The 15,888-nt window shown below is 32.9% G+C and carries 12 protein-coding genes and 1 pseudogene; all 13 read left to right on the top strand.

Annotated features, from left to right (window positions below; genetic code table 11):
* Positions 1-927 precede the first annotated feature (927 nt).
* Entirely contained in the window at positions 928-1,098 is a 171-nt protein-coding gene (locus tag AC07VK_RS24715) for a GDP-mannose 4,6-dehydratase (RefSeq protein WP_492956154.1), read from the top strand.
* 373 nt (positions 1,099-1,471) lie between these two features.
* Positions 1,472-2,215: a tyrosine-protein phosphatase gene (locus AC07VK_RS24710; protein ID WP_492963939.1), complete on the top strand. Its 744-nt coding sequence runs from the start codon at positions 1,472-1,474 to the stop codon at positions 2,213-2,215.
* Between the two features lie 153 nt (positions 2,216-2,368).
* Positions 2,369-3,178, top strand: coding sequence for a polysaccharide biosynthesis/export family protein (locus AC07VK_RS24705; RefSeq protein WP_492963941.1), 810 nt, complete (start codon positions 2,369-2,371; stop codon positions 3,176-3,178).
* A gap of 17 nt (positions 3,179-3,195) precedes the next feature.
* A complete protein-coding gene (locus AC07VK_RS24700; RefSeq protein ID WP_492963943.1) occupies positions 3,196-5,556 on the top strand; it encodes a GumC family protein in 2,361 nt (786 codons plus the stop codon).
* Positions 5,557-5,561: 5 nt separating this feature from the next.
* Positions 5,562-6,689 carry a GDP-mannose 4,6-dehydratase gene (gmd, locus tag AC07VK_RS24695; protein ID WP_492963945.1) on the top strand — a complete coding sequence of 376 codons (1,128 nt, stop codon included), beginning with the start codon at positions 5,562-5,564 and terminating at the stop codon, positions 6,687-6,689.
* On the top strand, positions 6,689-7,636 hold the full coding sequence (gene fcl / locus AC07VK_RS24690) for a GDP-L-fucose synthase (protein WP_492963947.1): 948 nt from the start codon (positions 6,689-6,691) through the stop codon (positions 7,634-7,636). Before gmd ends, fcl begins: the two co-directional genes overlap by 1 nt.
* A 5-nt stretch (positions 7,637-7,641) precedes the next feature.
* A complete protein-coding gene (locus AC07VK_RS24685; protein WP_492963949.1) occupies positions 7,642-8,868 on the top strand; it encodes a protoporphyrinogen/coproporphyrinogen oxidase in 1,227 nt (408 codons plus the stop codon).
* An 8-nt stretch (positions 8,869-8,876) separates the two neighbouring features.
* The gene (locus tag AC07VK_RS24680; protein ID WP_492963951.1) at positions 8,877-10,310 is read left to right on the top strand and encodes a flippase; all 1,434 of its coding nucleotides are present in this window, start codon (positions 8,877-8,879) and stop codon (positions 10,308-10,310) included.
* A 7-nt stretch (positions 10,311-10,317) separates the two neighbouring features.
* Positions 10,318-11,361, top strand: a complete 1,044-nt coding sequence (locus tag AC07VK_RS24675; protein ID WP_492963953.1) for a glycosyltransferase — start codon at positions 10,318-10,320, stop codon at positions 11,359-11,361.
* Positions 11,362-12,430: 1,069 nt separating this feature from the next.
* Positions 12,431-12,578: pseudogene (locus AC07VK_RS24670) on the top strand (DapH/DapD/GlmU-related protein); the annotation flags it as partial.
* A gap of 83 nt (positions 12,579-12,661) precedes the next feature.
* Positions 12,662-13,849, top strand: a complete 1,188-nt coding sequence (locus tag AC07VK_RS24665) for a hypothetical protein (protein WP_492963955.1) — start codon at positions 12,662-12,664, stop codon at positions 13,847-13,849.
* 22 nt (positions 13,850-13,871) lie between these two features.
* Positions 13,872-15,032, top strand: a complete 1,161-nt coding sequence (locus AC07VK_RS24660; RefSeq protein WP_492963957.1) for an O-antigen polymerase — start codon at positions 13,872-13,874, stop codon at positions 15,030-15,032.
* On the top strand, positions 15,032-15,886 hold the full coding sequence (locus AC07VK_RS24655) for a glycosyltransferase family 2 protein (RefSeq protein ID WP_492963958.1): 855 nt from the start codon (positions 15,032-15,034) through the stop codon (positions 15,884-15,886). The genes AC07VK_RS24660 and AC07VK_RS24655 overlap by 1 nt, the downstream gene beginning before the upstream one ends.
* Positions 15,887-15,888 lie beyond the last annotated feature (2 nt).

Genomic DNA, 15,888 nt, shown 5'->3' with positions numbered 1-15,888 from the left:
AAAAGCTAAAAAAAACTCCAAAAAAAGAGTTTTTCTTAAAATAAATTTGCAATTGTGGTAAACCTAGAATACGACCGTAGTGGAGAGATCTTTGTACTTTAATATAGTCGTCATCCGATAGCCATAAGAGGCTAATATATTCGTGCTTTTGTATTTTGCCTTCCCCCACCATTTTCTATACCCCAATACCGACACAGCTGTGGCCCAAAATAACCCTAGGCTATGTTTCCCTTCACCTTTTCTTTAACTATTGTTAACCCGCCAACCTAAAGCGATGCAAATCTTTGACATCGCTGATCTTCAACGTGGTGCTGTTTCAACCAAAGCAAGTCCGAAGCAGTAGGCAAGTAGGTGTACAGCAAGGCATAGCCAAGCCTGACCGGAAGGTGGCCTAAACGTGGGGTAAATGCGGAGTAAAGGTGGGGTTTGAGATATTTTTTGAGATTTTTAATCAGATCGATTAAATTGAGTGATCATGCTTTTGTTTAACCTAATATACTAAAATTAGGGCTATCCAGAATGGAATTATTAATATTAACAGGCAACTCGGAGATCTTGTTTTTTACAAACGCGGAAGTAAGGACGTGGTAAGACAAAAAGTTACCCATAACAGCAAACCCAAGCCGATAAGAAAAACCTGATGTTTTGTTAGTGCAACAGGCATTACCATAAGGTCATTAAGTTAAGCAACGCAGTTATCACCCTGAGCGTAGTCGAAGACTTCTTGAGATTGATAAAACGCAAATAAATGCGCCTCGACTACGCTCAGGATGACATGCTTTTGCGATTTATCCCTTAATTTAATGACGTTGGGCATTACCACCCGCCGTGCGTGCCTTTGTACGCATGAGTTTTGCCTAATTGGAGATTGATATAGAATTTTCGGGAAAGGATGAAAACGGGAAGTGTGTAATAGTCAGTTTAGATGTGGAGGTACTTAGTCGTTTAGGCTTAGACGCTGGAAAACTGTTTTTTAGTAGAATATTTAGGGTATACCCTAAATATTTCAGGCCTAAAGAAGTCGATGTGTTACTGGGAGATCCAACGAAATCAAAGATTCAATTGGGATGGGAACCTAAATATAATTTAGCAGCTTAAAGATAGGTAATTTTTGATCTTCATTTAATGAAAAGAGACAAATATTTAAAAGAGGGATATTTTAAAGCCTTAACTATTTAGAATTACATTTCTGAAGTATTGTTGATAGCGTGTAGGTTATATTTTTGTTAATTCTCTTGTGTAAATTAAGCTGTAAATTCTTTTTAAAGCATCATTTTCGACTATTTGTCTGATTTAATCTACTCTTTATTGGAAAATAGTACGAATTTCCTTAAATTTAACTCGTTAATCAGAATACTTTTGTTGTTCTATAAATAATACTTTCAATTCGCATATTATTACAGTAATTATTTCGTTTGTAAACGAGTGATTATGATAAGGCGAGTTAATTTGATATTCCATTGCTATAAATATGTTAAGTTTTTTTACAAAAAAGAATAAAGTAACTGATATCTCCTGGCTAGGCGTTGATATGCACTCGCATATATTGCCCGGTATCGATGATGGTTCTCCAGATCTGGCTACTTCTTTGCGTTTTGTTAAATCATTACAGGAACTGGGGTTTGATCAATTGATTGCTACGCCACATATCTATCAAGAATTGTATCCAAATACAAATGAGACAATCTTCAGTGCAAAAGATTTACTACAACATGAAATGGATAAAGCCAATATTTCTTTGAAATTGAGTGCTGGTGCAGAGTATATGGTTGATCAGGATTTTAAAATGGACGGGCCGTTATGTACTTTAGATCAGAAGCATTTATTGATTGAGATGTCTTATTTAAATGAAAGTCCAGGGATTAGTCAAACCATTTTTGATTTAGAAATTAAAGGATATAAGCCTATTCTAGCTCATCCTGAACGCTATACTTTTTATTTTAAAGATAGAAGTCGATTAAAGCGATTTAAAGAAAAAGGGTGTCTTTTACAATTAAATTTACTATCCGTATTGGGCTATTATGGTAAAGAGGTTAAACAATTGGCCGAAATTTTGCTTAAAGAAAAGATGTATGATTTTGCTGCAACTGATTTACATCATGATAAACATCTGAATACAATAATGGAAGCAGTTCATTCAGGTAGGATTTATGACCTAATTGGTAGTTACGAATTTAAAAATCAGCAAATATTTTCTTCTGTTTTGCTTAGCTAATTTCCAATTGAAAATATATTACAATAACCCTGAAAGTTACGAATTTTAGATTAACGAAGGATTATCCTTCGTTACGATTTTCTTGTTTTACAATTAAATGATTAAGTTTGCCACCGGTTTGAAATGATTAACGTTTTGAACGGATATATACCTATGAGTAATAAGAATAATGTAATAAAAGGGCTGAGATACTTAATATTCTCTGTAGTGGTAGCCCTTAGCACATCCTGTGTGAGCAATAAGAAAATAGCTTATTTTCAGGATATTCAATCTATTAAACAAGCTAAATTAGATAGTGCGGCTGTTTTCACTGAGCCAGTAATACAGTCTGACGACATTTTAAGTGTTAATATTTTTACTCTCAATCCACAGAGTGGGGCGATAGTGAATCAAGCAGCCAGCAATACTGTTTTAGGTGGAGGTGCCAACACAGCAGTTGCCGCTCAGCAGGTTTCAGGTTTTTTAGTTGATAGAAATGGGGATGTAGAGCTTTCTCTAATAGGAAAAGTTAAGGTAGCTGGTTTAACAACTTACCAAGCACGTGAATTAATTAGAGAAAAAGCTGCTGCTGTTTACAAAGAACCGAATGTTCAATTAAGATTTGCAAATTTCAAGGTGAGTGTTCTTGGTGAAGTTAATTCACCTTCTACATATACTTTGCCAAATGAAAAAGTAAGTATATTAGATGCGCTTAGTTTGGCGGGCGATCTAACGATTTATGGCAAAAGAGATAATGTATTAATCGTCCGTGATAATAATGGAAAGAAAGAGTTTGTTAGATTGGATCTAAATTCTAGTAAAATATTTAATAGCCCATTCTATTACCTTAAGCAAAATGACGTTGTATATGTAGAACCTAATAAAAGAAAGGTATCTGCCTCAAATTCTGCTCAAATTCAAACTATTGGCGTAATAGCCTCTGTTATTTCAGTAATCGTGCTAGCCATTTCTAGTTTTAAATAGATCCCGTAAAAATTGTAATGAATAATCTAACCGAAAGAAATATGGTTTCCCGTGTAGAAGAAGAGGATAGCATCAATATTAAAGAAATAATAAACAAATTACTAAATAAGTGGCCCTGGTTTGTTATCAGTATTTTTGTATGTTTATTAATCGCCTTTATTTATGGGAAATACACCGCTCCAACCTATCAGATTAGAGCTAAGCTTATCGTTAACGACGATGAAAAGGGTGGTAATCTAGGTAAACAAGCTAGTTCTTTAATGGATTTAGGAGGGCTTATGGGATCAAAAAATTCTGTTGATAATGAAGCCGAAATTTTAAAAACTCGTTTTTTAATGGAACAGGTTGTTAGGGATATGCATTTAAATGTTGTTTATTCAAAAAAAACTGAGTTTTTTATCCGTGAACTTTATAGATCTCCTATTAGCCTAGTTTTCATTAAAAGTGTTGATACAATTAATGCTACTGATTTTAAAGTAATAAAAGTTGCTACGAATAAACTAAAAATTACCAGCCGTGACTTTGAAAAAACAATTGCATTTGGTGAAAAATTTAATGTTCCAGGAGTAGGGATAATCCAACTAGTAGAAAATTCCGGGCTTAAAATGGACGAAAGTGAATACTTTATAAAAGTTAACTCTATTGATACTCGGGTTGCATCACTCATGAAACAGCTTAGTGTTACAGTAAGTAATAAACAAGTCAGCATAATCGACTTGGGTTTGTCTTACCCTGTACCAGCGAAGGGAGAGGATATTTTGAATACACTCATTAATAGATATACCCAATCTAATCTAAGTGATAAGAATGCTGTAGCTGATAGTACTTATCGTTTTATCAAGGAACGTCTTAATGTTATTGCCTCAGAATTAGGTGACGTTGAAAATAATGTGGAAAGCTTTAAGCAAAGGAATCAATTAGCAGACATGAGTGAGCAAGGTAAACTTCTCGTGCAGAATACTGGCGAATTTAGTACTGATCTGGCAAAAGCTGAGACTCAAGTAAGCGTGCTAAATGATCTGGAGAAATATCTGACTGATGACAGTAATGTAAAGCGGGTTTTTCCGTCAGCACTAATACCAACTGATATGGTTTTCTCTAATTTAATGAGCCAATATAATGCGCTTTTAATTGAAAGAGAGAAACAGCTTTTAAGTGTAACTGAAGAAAGTCCATTCATTCAAAATATCGATACTCAGATAAAGGGATTGAAAAGTGATATACTTTCAAATGTTCAGAGTAGTAAAAATTCAGCAATACTGACTAGAAATAGGCTTAAAAGTCAATTGTTAAAGGCAGAGGGTAAAATTTCAGGAGTTCCGGAAGTTGAAAAAAATTATCTTAAATTAGCTAGAAACCAACAGATTAAGCAAGAGCTATATATTTTTCTAATGCAGAAGGCGGAAGAAACAAATATTTCAAAAACAGCTAATATTTCAATTGCAAAAACAATTGATCCACCAAAATCTGAACTACTTCCAATTGCCCCTAAAAAAAATATAGTTTATACCATTGGGTTGATTATTGGCATTTTGCTTCCTATAATATTAATTTTTAGTCAAGCGTTATTCAATACAACTGTTACAACTAAGGATGAAATCGGTGGATTTACGCAGGTACCAGTAATTGGCGAAATAAATCATAACGAAAGTGATGATAATTTAATTGTAGCAAATCAAGGAAGATCGGCTATATCTGAGCAATTTAGAGCATTAAGGACCAATCTTTCATTCTATTTAAAGAATAACAATGAAAAGGTTATTCTGCTTACATCAAGTATGAGTGGAGAGGGTAAATCATTTACGGCAATAAATCTTGGTAATATTCTAGCGCTAGCAGGTAAAAAGGTATTGTTAATGGAGTTTGATCTGAGAAAACCTGGTCTTTCGGCAAAATTGGGCATTGATAACTCGGTTGGCTTTAGCAATTATACAATTAGCCCTGAAATCAAAGTTACTGACATTGTAAAGCCATTAACGATAAATAAGAATATGTTCATCATATCGTCTGGTCCACTACCACCAAACCCTGCTGAAACATTATTAAGTGAACATACACCTGGGCTGATTGAAGAATTAAAAACACAATTTGATTATATTATAATGGATGCCCCTCCTATTGGAATTATAACTGATGCACAATTGCTATCGGTATACGCCGATGTAACACTTTACTTAGTGCGTCAAAAGGTTACGCAAAAGGATCAACTTAATATAGTTGAAGAATTGTTTACAAGTGGTAAAATGAAAAACTTAGGTATAGTTGTGAATGACATCGATACCAAACTTTATGGCTATGGCTATGGCTATGGTACCTACGGGGAAAATAAAAAGCCTAATTCATTCACCAAGCTTAAAAATATATTTAAAAATTCGTAGAAAAAATGAAAGTTGCACTAATTACGGGTATAACAGGACAAGATGGAACATACCTAGCAGAACTGTTGCTAGATAAAGGTTATATGGTTCATGGAATTAAAAGAAGAAGTTCTTTGTTTAATACAGATCGCATCGATCATCTTTACCAAGATCCTCATGATGATAATGTTAGGTTTAAACTGCATTATGGAGATTTGACTGATTCAACGAATTTAATCAGACTTGTTCAAGAGATCCAACCAGATGAAATTTATAATCTAGGTGCAATGAGTCATGTAAAAGTGTCCTTTGATTCACCTGAATATGTTGCTAATGTAGACGGAATCGGAACTTTACGAATATTGGAGGCAGTGAGAATTTTAGGCTTGGAAAAAAAGACTAAGGTTTATCAGGCATCTACATCTGAATTATATGGTGGAATGCCAGAGAATAAAAATGCTAAAGGATTTTACGATGAAAGTTCACCTTTTTATCCACGTTCCCCATATGGTGTTGCAAAGATTTATGGGTTTTGGATTACTAAGAACTACCGCGAAGCTTATAATATGTTTGCTTGTAATGGAATATTATTTAACCATGAAAGTCCATTAAGGGGTGAGACTTTTGTAACTCGTAAAATCACCCGTGCGGTTGCTAAAATAGCTCAAGGTCTACAGAAAAAATTATTTTTAGGCAATCTGGATGCAGAACGTGACTGGGGGCATGCTAAGGACTACGTTGAGGCCATGTGGAGGATATTACAGCAAGATGTGGCTGAGGATTACGTGATTGCTACCGGAGTAACTACGAGAGTTCGTGAATTTGTGCGTTTGGCCTTTGCTGAAGTTGGGATAATAATTGATTTTACTGGAGAAGGCGTTGAAGAAAAAGGTATTGTATCTGCATGTTCAAATCCTGAATTTCAAGTTGAGATTGGAACAGAGGTTGTAGGGGTTGATCCGGCATATTTCCGCCCTACGGAGGTGGATTTATTGATTGGAGACCCTACCAAATCCAAAACTAAACTAGGATGGGAACCTAAATATGATTTGGCTGCTTTAGTAAAAGAAATGGTGGCGGCTGATGTGGATCATTTCAGGAAAGAATCACTATTGAAATCTCATGGTTATACCATTAAAAATCAATACGAATAATGTCTGAATTGTATTTGCAAGATAAAAATGCAAAGGTCTATATTGCAGGGCATCGAGGAATGGTTGGCTCGGCAATATTTAGAAAATTACAAAAAGAAGGTTTTACTAATCTTGTTTTCTGTACTTCAGCAGAACTTGATTTAAGAGATCAACGCGCTGTAAAGGATTTTTTTGAAGATGAACGGCCTGACTATGTTTTTTTAGCTGCTGCTAAAGTAGGCGGCATTGTTGCTAATAATACTTATCGAGGAGATTTTATTTATGAGAATCTCATGATTCAGAGTAACATTATTGAGTCATCAAGAAGTGTTGATGTGAAAAAATTGATGTTTTTGGGCTCATCATGTATCTATCCAAAAATGGCTCCTCAACCTCTCAAAGAAGAGTATTTGTTAACAGGTGAATTGGAGCCTACCAATGAACCTTATGCGATTGCAAAGATTGCAGGAATTAAGATGTGTGATGCCTATCGACAGCAATATGGCTGTAACTACATATCTGTGATGCCCACGAATCTTTATGGCTTGAACGATAATTATCATCCAGAGAATTCGCATGTATTACCGGCTTTAATCAGAAGGTTTGATGAAGCTAAAATTAACAATCTATCATCTGTAAGCATATGGGGTAGTGGCTCTCCAAAAAGAGAGTTTTTGTACGCTGATGATCTTGCAGATGCATGTATTCATTTAATGAGGAATTATAATGATGCTGGTTTAGTAAATATAGGCTGTGGTGAAGATTTAAGTATTAAGGAGTTGGCTTTTATGATTAAGGATATCGTTGGCTTTCATGGTGAAATTAATTTTGATACCACTAAACCAGATGGTACACCGAGAAAGCTAATGGATGTTTCTAAATTAACTAATCTTGGATGGACTTATGCGACCACTTTAGAAAAAGGGCTAAGATTGGCTTATGAAGATTTCAAAAATAAAAACAATTAACTAAAATGAAAATTGGGATATTAGGAGCTGGTATTTCCGGCCTGAGTATAGGAAGAATGCTATCTAAGCAACATGATGTTGAATTACTTGAAAGGCATTCAATACATGGCGGAATTGCGAGAACGAAAACTGTCGAAGGTGTTGCATATCATCCAGTAGGTGGACATTGCTTTAACTCTAAATACCCTGATGTAATGGACTTTGTTTTTAATGAAGTTTTGCCAAAAGACAGCTGGCATCAGGTTCAGCGTAATGCCGTAATAAAATTACGGGGAGAAGAGGTTTCTTATCCTATAGAGTACGCAATACAACAGATTCACGACTTTGCGCCGGAGCTAGCAATTGATATTACTAGAGATTTTTTGAGCGCAGAGGACGATAATGTGTATGAAAATTTGGAAGACTGGTTTAGAAAAAAATTCGGTAATACATTAGCAGAAACTTACTTTATCCCTTATAATTCTAAAATCTGGAATAGGCCTCCGAGTGAAATGAGCCCTGCTTGGGTAGATGGAAAATTGCCTATCCCGAATAAGGAATCATTTTTTAAGGGTTTAATTAGTAATGAGAGTGACAAAATGCCACATGCAAGTTTTTACTACCCAGATACTAATGATCAAAATACTTTTATAGACAAGTTAGCAGAGGGCTTGACAATTTTAACTGACTTTAGTGTAAATGCAATAGAAAAGACAGGAAAAAAATGGCTTATAAATGGAGAAAAAGAGTATGATTTAGTGATAAGTACATTGCCTTTAAACATATTGCCACATTTAATAAAGGGTACTCCTGATGAAGTTTTAGATGCAGCAGATAAATTGCGTTATAATAAAGTAACTACCATGTTCTGGGAAACTGAAGAGACAGATAGAACCTGGACTTATATACCTGAATCGTATAATTTTTTTCATAGATATATTCATATTGGAAGTTTCTTCAAGCCAAAGAAAAATTACTCAATGTCAGAGGTTGTGGGAGAGAAGACCAGGGAAGAGATGATAGAGAACGGTAAAAAAGATAGTTTTTTGAAAAGACCAATTGATTATAACGTTTCAGAACATGCCTATGTAGTTTTTGATGAGAATTATGATTCGGCGACGACTACTGTTAAAAAATATCTTCAAGATATTGGCCTTCATACCCTTGGTAGATTTGGAGAATGGCAGTATTACAATATGGATGTTTGCATTAAAAGCAGTTTAGACCTAGCACAAAAAATAAATTTGGCCTAAATGATAAAATGAGTTTAAAAAAGAACGTAATAAGTAATTTTATACTTACTTCATCAACAATATTATTTCCTTTAATTACGTTTCCATATGTAACAAGGGTTCTTTCAAGTAATGGTTTAGGCAGTATATTCTTTATTGATGCATTTTCGCAATATTTCATCATTTTGTCTTCTTTAGGTATACCCTTCTATGGTGTTAGAGAAATTGCAAAACATAAACATGATGTAAAAAGAAATTCTGATCTAGTTGTAGAGCTTGTAATATTACAATTTTTCTTGGCGCTTAGTTGTTGCTGTATTTTTTTTGCCCTACATTTTTTTATTCCAAAATTGGGCTCTCAAATTAGTTTAATACAGATTGCATGTTTATCAATCTTGTCAAATTCATTTTTGATCGAGTGGTACTATCAAGGAATAGAAAATTTCAGCTACATAACCAAAAGATCATTAATAATCAAAAGCCTTAGCGTAATAGCAATATTGGTATTGGTTAAGCAGCAAGACGATTATGTTCTTTATTTTTTAATTCTTTCATTGCTAGTATTTGCAAATTCATTTCTTAATTTTTACAATTTCTATAAACATTTCTATAAGGGATGGCCTGAGAAATTAAATTTGTCAATTCATCTTAAACCACTATTAGTTCTATTTAGCATAAATGTTTCTATAAGCGTATATACTGTTTTAGATACAGTTATTTTGGGTTTTTTTACAACACCAGTGGCAGTTAGTTTTTATAACGTACCCTTGAAATTAGTAAAGATGTTTTGGTTGCTAATCGCTGGTATAGGAACAGTATTAATTCCACGGATGTCAGTGTTACATGCCAATAAAAACAATGAAGCGATTAAGGATCTAATGGCAAAGTCAATTAATGTAATATTCTTAATTGCTTTACCTTTTTCTTTTTTTTGCTTTGTTTTCCCTAAAGAAATTTTAACTATAATCTCGGGTGAAAAATATTTGCCAGCTATCAATGTATTACGGATTCTATCTTTAATTCCTCTAATCATCGGGTTATGCAATGTTTTTGGAACACAATATTTATTACCTATTGGGCAAGAGAGAAAAATACTACACGCTACTGTTTTAGGACTTGTTGTGAGTCTTACGGCTAACTTTATATTAATTCCGATTTATAGTTTTACAGGGGCAGCAATTTCTTGTTTGTTAGCAGAACTAACCGTTTGTGTATACATATATATCTGGGCAAGAAAGAATATAGCTATAACTTTTGACTATAAACTATTGTCTCTAATTGTTTTATCTTTACTACCAAGTCTCTTATTGACTCTTGGCCTCAAGAACTACTTATCGTCTCTATCAATGATGGCTTTATCAATTTTTGTATATATAGTTAGTTTTATATTATTCCAGTTACTATTGTTTAGAAGTAAGTTTATTGAGGAAATAGTATCTAATATTTTGAAGTTTAAAAAGTAAATTATTTATGCAAATTAGCTTAGTATCAACAGTATTTAATGAAAGCAGTCGTTTAGAAAAAACTATAGCTGACCTGGAAAGTCAGACTGTAAAACCTTCCGAAATTATCATTACCGATGCTGGATCTTCTGATGGAACTTACGAAAAACTTTTAGAATGGAGAGATACCTCAAATATTCCTATTATTGTATTACAGAAACATCGCTGTAATGTAGCAGAGGGGCGTAATCTTGCCATTAGAACAGCAAAGTATGATATTATTGCAAGTACTGATTTTGGCTGTCGCTTTAATAATAAATGGCTTGAATCAATTACTAATCCTCTTTTAAATCCTGAGGTAATGGTTGTAGGTGGAAGCTTTAGTGTTATTGAGGCCGATCAAAATTCACTAGCAGCTAAAGCTGCATATATTAATAATAATGGCTATAGTATTAATGTTAAAGCTGCCAGATTTATACCTTCATCTAGATCAATAGCTTACAGACGAGAAGTGTTTGATAAAGTAGGGGGATATTGCGAATGGTTAACTTTAGCGGGAGATGACTTTATATTTGGATTGGAGTTAAAAGCTTCAGGGTACAAAATTTTAATGGTTGATGAGGCTAATGTTTTTTGGGGACGTCACGTTTTGCCTATAGGCTTTTTGAAAGAAGCTGGAAGATATGGTTTGGGAGAAGGAGAGGCTAAATCAAATGTATCAATGTTATTTAAGCATTTAATATCTCTATCCTTTCAAGTTCTTTTTATTGTTCTTTTAATTTTTAATATAACATTTTATATCCTTGAAAAGGATGTAAATATTAGTGCTATTGTTATCAACCTGATGCTTGCAATAGGATTTAAATCATATATTTCAACTTTTTTGAATTGGCTACGATTTAGATCTGAAAAATATAATTTTAAAGTTTTATTATTTGCTTTTTATCAACAGCAAATGATTAAATATTACTATATTAAAAGTTATTTAAAAGGTTACTTTAATACTTCAGAAAGAGTGGTTGATAATTCAATCGAACTTAAAAAGAGACTTAATGGAAACATTAAGCCATAGTTGAGTATTTAATATGGAAAGCAAAGTAATTCTATCAATTGTTTTAATACTTGAAGAGAAAACCTCGTTAATTTTTGACCATTTGGTTGAAAGTATACTTACGTCTGAGGAAAAAATCGAGTTAATTGTGGTAGGCGCTAAAGCTTCTGTAGCTAAAACATTTTTCACGATTGACAAAGTGAAGTATATTCATGTTGACGATGAGGGAACTGATTTTGGGTTTAGTTTAAAACAGGCAATAGAAGTGTCTACAGGGATGTATATTTATGTTCTGCCATCTAGTCTACAATTCTATGAAAGAGAATCTGTCAAAGATCTTGTGGACTATCTTGTAACTACTGAATTAGACTTACTTTATTGCAGACAAAAAATTAGGCTTCCAGACGGGGCTCTTGTTGATAAAGTTTCATCATATAATACAAATAAACCTTTAGAAGGTATCCCTCCCTTATTCGGTGAAATAATTGTGAAGAGAAATTTTATATTAAAAGAGAATTTTCCAATTGGATTTGATAAAAATTATTTGTTTGATTACGACTTGCTAGTTCGCTTCTCTAAAAATGAAACTAATATAAAGTTTTATGATAGAACTATAACCGTTACAGATGACAGTTTTAAGAAAAGTAATGTTTTTTTAAAAAAAAGGCTGAATGTTTTGCGGGCGCATAAGAAAATCACGCCATTAGTAACTTCTGCATATTTAAAAATGGTTATACTTATTTCTTTAAGTAATTCACCGTTATTAGGCCTTTATACTATTTTTAAAGCATTCATATTTGATTATTTCCCAAACTATTGGGTTAATAAAATTCCTTTCTATTCGTTAAGGCATTTTTATTATCGAAAAGTGTTAAAAATCAAGTTAGGAAAGCAATCAAGCATTCATTTAAATTGTTTTATTTATGGCAGAAATATTGAGATAGGTAATGGATGTGTTATTAATCGAGAATGTTTTTTAGACGGTCGGGGAAAATTAAAGATTGGCAACTTTACCTCTATATCTCCTCATGTACACATTATTACAGGTGATCATGATATTAATTCTAGGAATTTTGCTTTTAAATCTAAGGATATTGTTATTGGTAATTTCGTATGGATCGGATCGCGGGCAACAATTTTACCTGGAGTAGTCATAGGAGAAGGAGCTATCGTTTGTGCTGGTGCTCTGGTTACAAAAGATGTTCTCCCTTATACAATGGTTGGTGGCGTACCTGCTAAATTTATAAAGGATAGATCTAAAGATCTTGATTATAACCCAACATGGTTACCATGGTTTGATTAATTAATTTACTTCAAAAAGATGATTATAGTAGTTGAGCCACAGATGCAGGGGGAGAAACATGTGATAGTAAATGCTGGTATTTTGGAAATATTGCAGATCACATTTTCGGGCGATATAATGCATTTATACGCAGATGAATTGCATTCTAAAAGGCTACTTGAAAAGCCATATTTGAGCAAACAAAATTTGGTCTTAAATAGTTACAAGTATAAACCCAAAGAGGATAAAAAGACTAACTTAGCTCTAAAGTTTTTCAGACAGGCAAGATTATCCTGTAGAATGTTCAGACAAGCAAAAAAACATGAAGCAAAACTCATTGTCTTTACTTCATGTTTCCCATTTACTGCATTGTTTGTGAATTTTTTAGCGGGTATATATAAACAAAAAATTATCATTTGCCATCATGGTGATTTGGGCGTACTACTTTTGGACAAAAATAAGCTTGTTACAAAGATATTCCGCTATTTTATTAAAAAAATGATGGTTAATAGAAATTTAAAGTTTAACAACTCTTTAATTTATGGTAAAAGTATAAAGGATAAATTAATAGCCACAATCCCATCCATCTCTGACAATTCTTTTATTGTAATTGATCACCCTTATGAATATTCTGGTAATAACGTTTTTAATAAAGCTAAGGCAGAAATTCTAACTTTGTCAAATATCGGTACGGCAACATTAATTAAGAATTCAGAATCTCTTTTTGATTTGGCTCAAATACTTAGAACTCATATTTCCAATAATGAATTAAAGCTAACTCAAATTGGAAGTGTAGCAACCGAACTTCAACCATTTATAAATGAATTTGTAGATGTTTTAAAAAGAGATGGAAGCTTTATTCCTAATTCAGTTTTTGAAGAATCTTTGGCTAAATCAGACTATTTTATATATTTTTTTAAAACAGGAGGATACTATGAACTTTGCCCAAGTGGTACTTTTTTTGATGCAATAAAATACCTTAAACCAATAATTGCAATAAAAAATAGCTATTTGGAGTACTATTTTGATAAGTTAGGTAATATTGGATATCTGTGTGAAAGTATAGATGATATGGCTGAACTAATAAGGTCAATAATTAAAGGAGAAAAAAAACAAGAATATTTTGAGCAGTTAGAAAACTTAAAAAAGGCACAAAATCAATTGTCGAACGAAAATATATCGAAAGATTTTAAAAGGCAACTGTGCTTTGTTAGCAATCATATTTAAGACTCGAACTAAATAATTATATATGCCAAGACTTACCGATAATGTCATCATGAAATATTTCCAGCCAGTACTCTTATTTGCTGGTACATGGATATTCGTTATTTTCCTGCTGTCTTTAAGGCTAAGTAATTTGCTTGAATCATCAGTAAATGATGCAATAACTTTTTTCTTAATGGTCTTTGCCTGCTTTACTGCAGGGTATTTAGCTGGATTTCTCCCAAAGAAAAAAATAAAGGTAGGTGTATCTGTTGTAGATCTAAGCTTAAAACTAAAAAATCGATATTTTTTATTTATTAAGATCTGGGTATTTTTAACCATTATAGAAATTATCGTTTCAGGAGGAGTACCTGTGCTCTGGCTACTTTTAAAAAATGGCAAAACATACTTTGATTTTGGTATACAATCTGTTCATGGATTGTTAAATGCATTGGGAATGATGCTTTGTGTTTTGTCATTCTATTTATTCAAAAAATATAAGGACAAAAAGTATTTATATTACATGCTTTTTTTAATTTTTTGGTATGTAATCGTGATAAGTCGTCAAGTTATAATCGTTATGTTAATGGAGATAACTTTTATCTTTTTCATTATGGCAAAAAATAAACTCTCGTTAATCAAGACCGTTGCTATTTATGGATTTATAGTTATTTTTCTATTTGGAATAGTTGGAGACATGAGAAGTGGGGCAGATGCATTTTATGAGTTAGCACAACCAAGTGATAATTGGCCTAATTGGTTGCCCTCAGGCTTTCTATGGGTTTACGTTTATCTTACTACACCAATTAATAACTTAATCTTCAACTTTCAGTTTGAAGTTCGCGAATTAAGTTACTTATTTCCCAATACACTATCGTTGCTATTGCCTAGTTTTATTAGAGATATTGTTTTCGGCCAACAAGATACTGTATCTGGTAATCTTGTTACACCCGCTTTTAATGTTAGCAGTGCATTTATGTCTTCATATATGGATATGGGCAAATATGGATTAGGAATATTTGCTTTTGTGATAGGGTTAATAAGTAATTTAACTTGGTGGGCTACTGGTTCCAAAAGGTTTTTTTTCCGTGCCATTACGTTTCAATGTATAATACTTTCAATTTTTTACAATCATTTTTTCTATTTACCTGTAGCATTCCAATATGTTTGGTTTATTTTGTTTTTTATGAATTATAAAAAAATATAATGCAACAGTTTCAAACTCTTAGAAAAATCAGATCGCAGGATAATACATCAGAAATTAAATTCTCGATTGCAACACGCGTCAAAAATGAGTTCAAGTGGATTAAGCTTTTTTTTGACTCACTAAAGGCGCAGACATTCTATCGGTATTTGGATATTGTTTTTTTGGATAGTGGCAGTACAGACGGTACATTGGAGTTCTTAGAACAAGAAAATTGTAATTTATATAGCATAGCTAGTTCAGAATTTTCCTTTGGAGAGACGTGTAATCTAATGATGGAGCTAACTAAGGGAGATCATGTTTTGTTTTTTTCAGGTCACGTTGAATTAGAAAGTCAATACCTAGTTGAAGAAGTTCAAAGATTTATTGATAAAATCGGAACTCTTTCTGGATATTTTAGGCAAGTACCTAATGAGCAGGTTGGATGTTCTATATATGATAAAGTATTTTTAAAATATAACTTTCCTGCGAGTGATAGTGCTGAGCCAGAAATGAAAGTAGATAATCATCGATTTTCTAACGCAGCTTCGATCGTTTCCAGATCACATTGGGAGGCAGTTAAATTTAAACCTGTTATAGCAAGTGAAGATGCTTTCTGGGCTGATGAGACTGTGGAAAAGTTTAGAAGAATATATTATTTTCATATGTTTAATGTTAAGCACAGTCATAATGAGACGTTTGATGATGTAAAGAAAAGAGTAGGTATAAATGTTTTAGCTAGATACCCTCATGGGGTTAGTTTTCTGCAAAGAAAATTTATTTTTGCCAAGGTATTTTCAGCATTATTTATTAACACTTTTCAGCTGGTTAATTCTTATAAATTTGCCGTAGCTCACTCATCAGCATATAAAATTTAATT

It is taken from the genome of Pedobacter sp. GW821-FHT01D05, from assembly GCF_059422505.1.
The sequence above is the reverse complement of the archived record's forward strand: the minus strand, read 5'-3'. Positions and strand labels throughout refer to the sequence as shown.

What these genes read in the sequence shown, in the direction of transcription:
- fcl (WP_492963947.1), top strand. Translation starts at nt 6,689, where the DNA reads ATGTCTGAATTGTATTTGCAAGATAAAAATGCAAAGGTCTATATTGCA.
- AC07VK_RS24705 (WP_492963941.1), top strand. Translation starts at nt 2,369, where the DNA reads ATGAGTAATAAGAATAATGTAATAAAAGGGCTGAGATACTTAATATTC.
- AC07VK_RS24680 (WP_492963951.1), top strand. Translation starts at nt 8,877, where the DNA reads ATGAGTTTAAAAAAGAACGTAATAAGTAATTTTATACTTACTTCATCA.
- AC07VK_RS24710 (WP_492963939.1), top strand. Translation starts at nt 1,472, where the DNA reads ATGTTAAGTTTTTTTACAAAAAAGAATAAAGTAACTGATATCTCCTGG.
- AC07VK_RS24700 (WP_492963943.1), top strand. Translation starts at nt 3,196, where the DNA reads ATGAATAATCTAACCGAAAGAAATATGGTTTCCCGTGTAGAAGAAGAG.
- AC07VK_RS24675 (WP_492963953.1), top strand. Translation starts at nt 10,318, where the DNA reads ATGCAAATTAGCTTAGTATCAACAGTATTTAATGAAAGCAGTCGTTTA.
- AC07VK_RS24665 (WP_492963955.1), top strand. Translation starts at nt 12,662, where the DNA reads ATGATTATAGTAGTTGAGCCACAGATGCAGGGGGAGAAACATGTGATA.
- AC07VK_RS24655 (WP_492963958.1), top strand. Translation starts at nt 15,032, where the DNA reads ATGCAACAGTTTCAAACTCTTAGAAAAATCAGATCGCAGGATAATACA.
- AC07VK_RS24685 (WP_492963949.1), top strand. Translation starts at nt 7,642, where the DNA reads ATGAAAATTGGGATATTAGGAGCTGGTATTTCCGGCCTGAGTATAGGA.
- AC07VK_RS24660 (WP_492963957.1), top strand. Translation starts at nt 13,872, where the DNA reads ATGCCAAGACTTACCGATAATGTCATCATGAAATATTTCCAGCCAGTA.
- gmd (WP_492963945.1), top strand. Translation starts at nt 5,562, where the DNA reads ATGAAAGTTGCACTAATTACGGGTATAACAGGACAAGATGGAACATAC.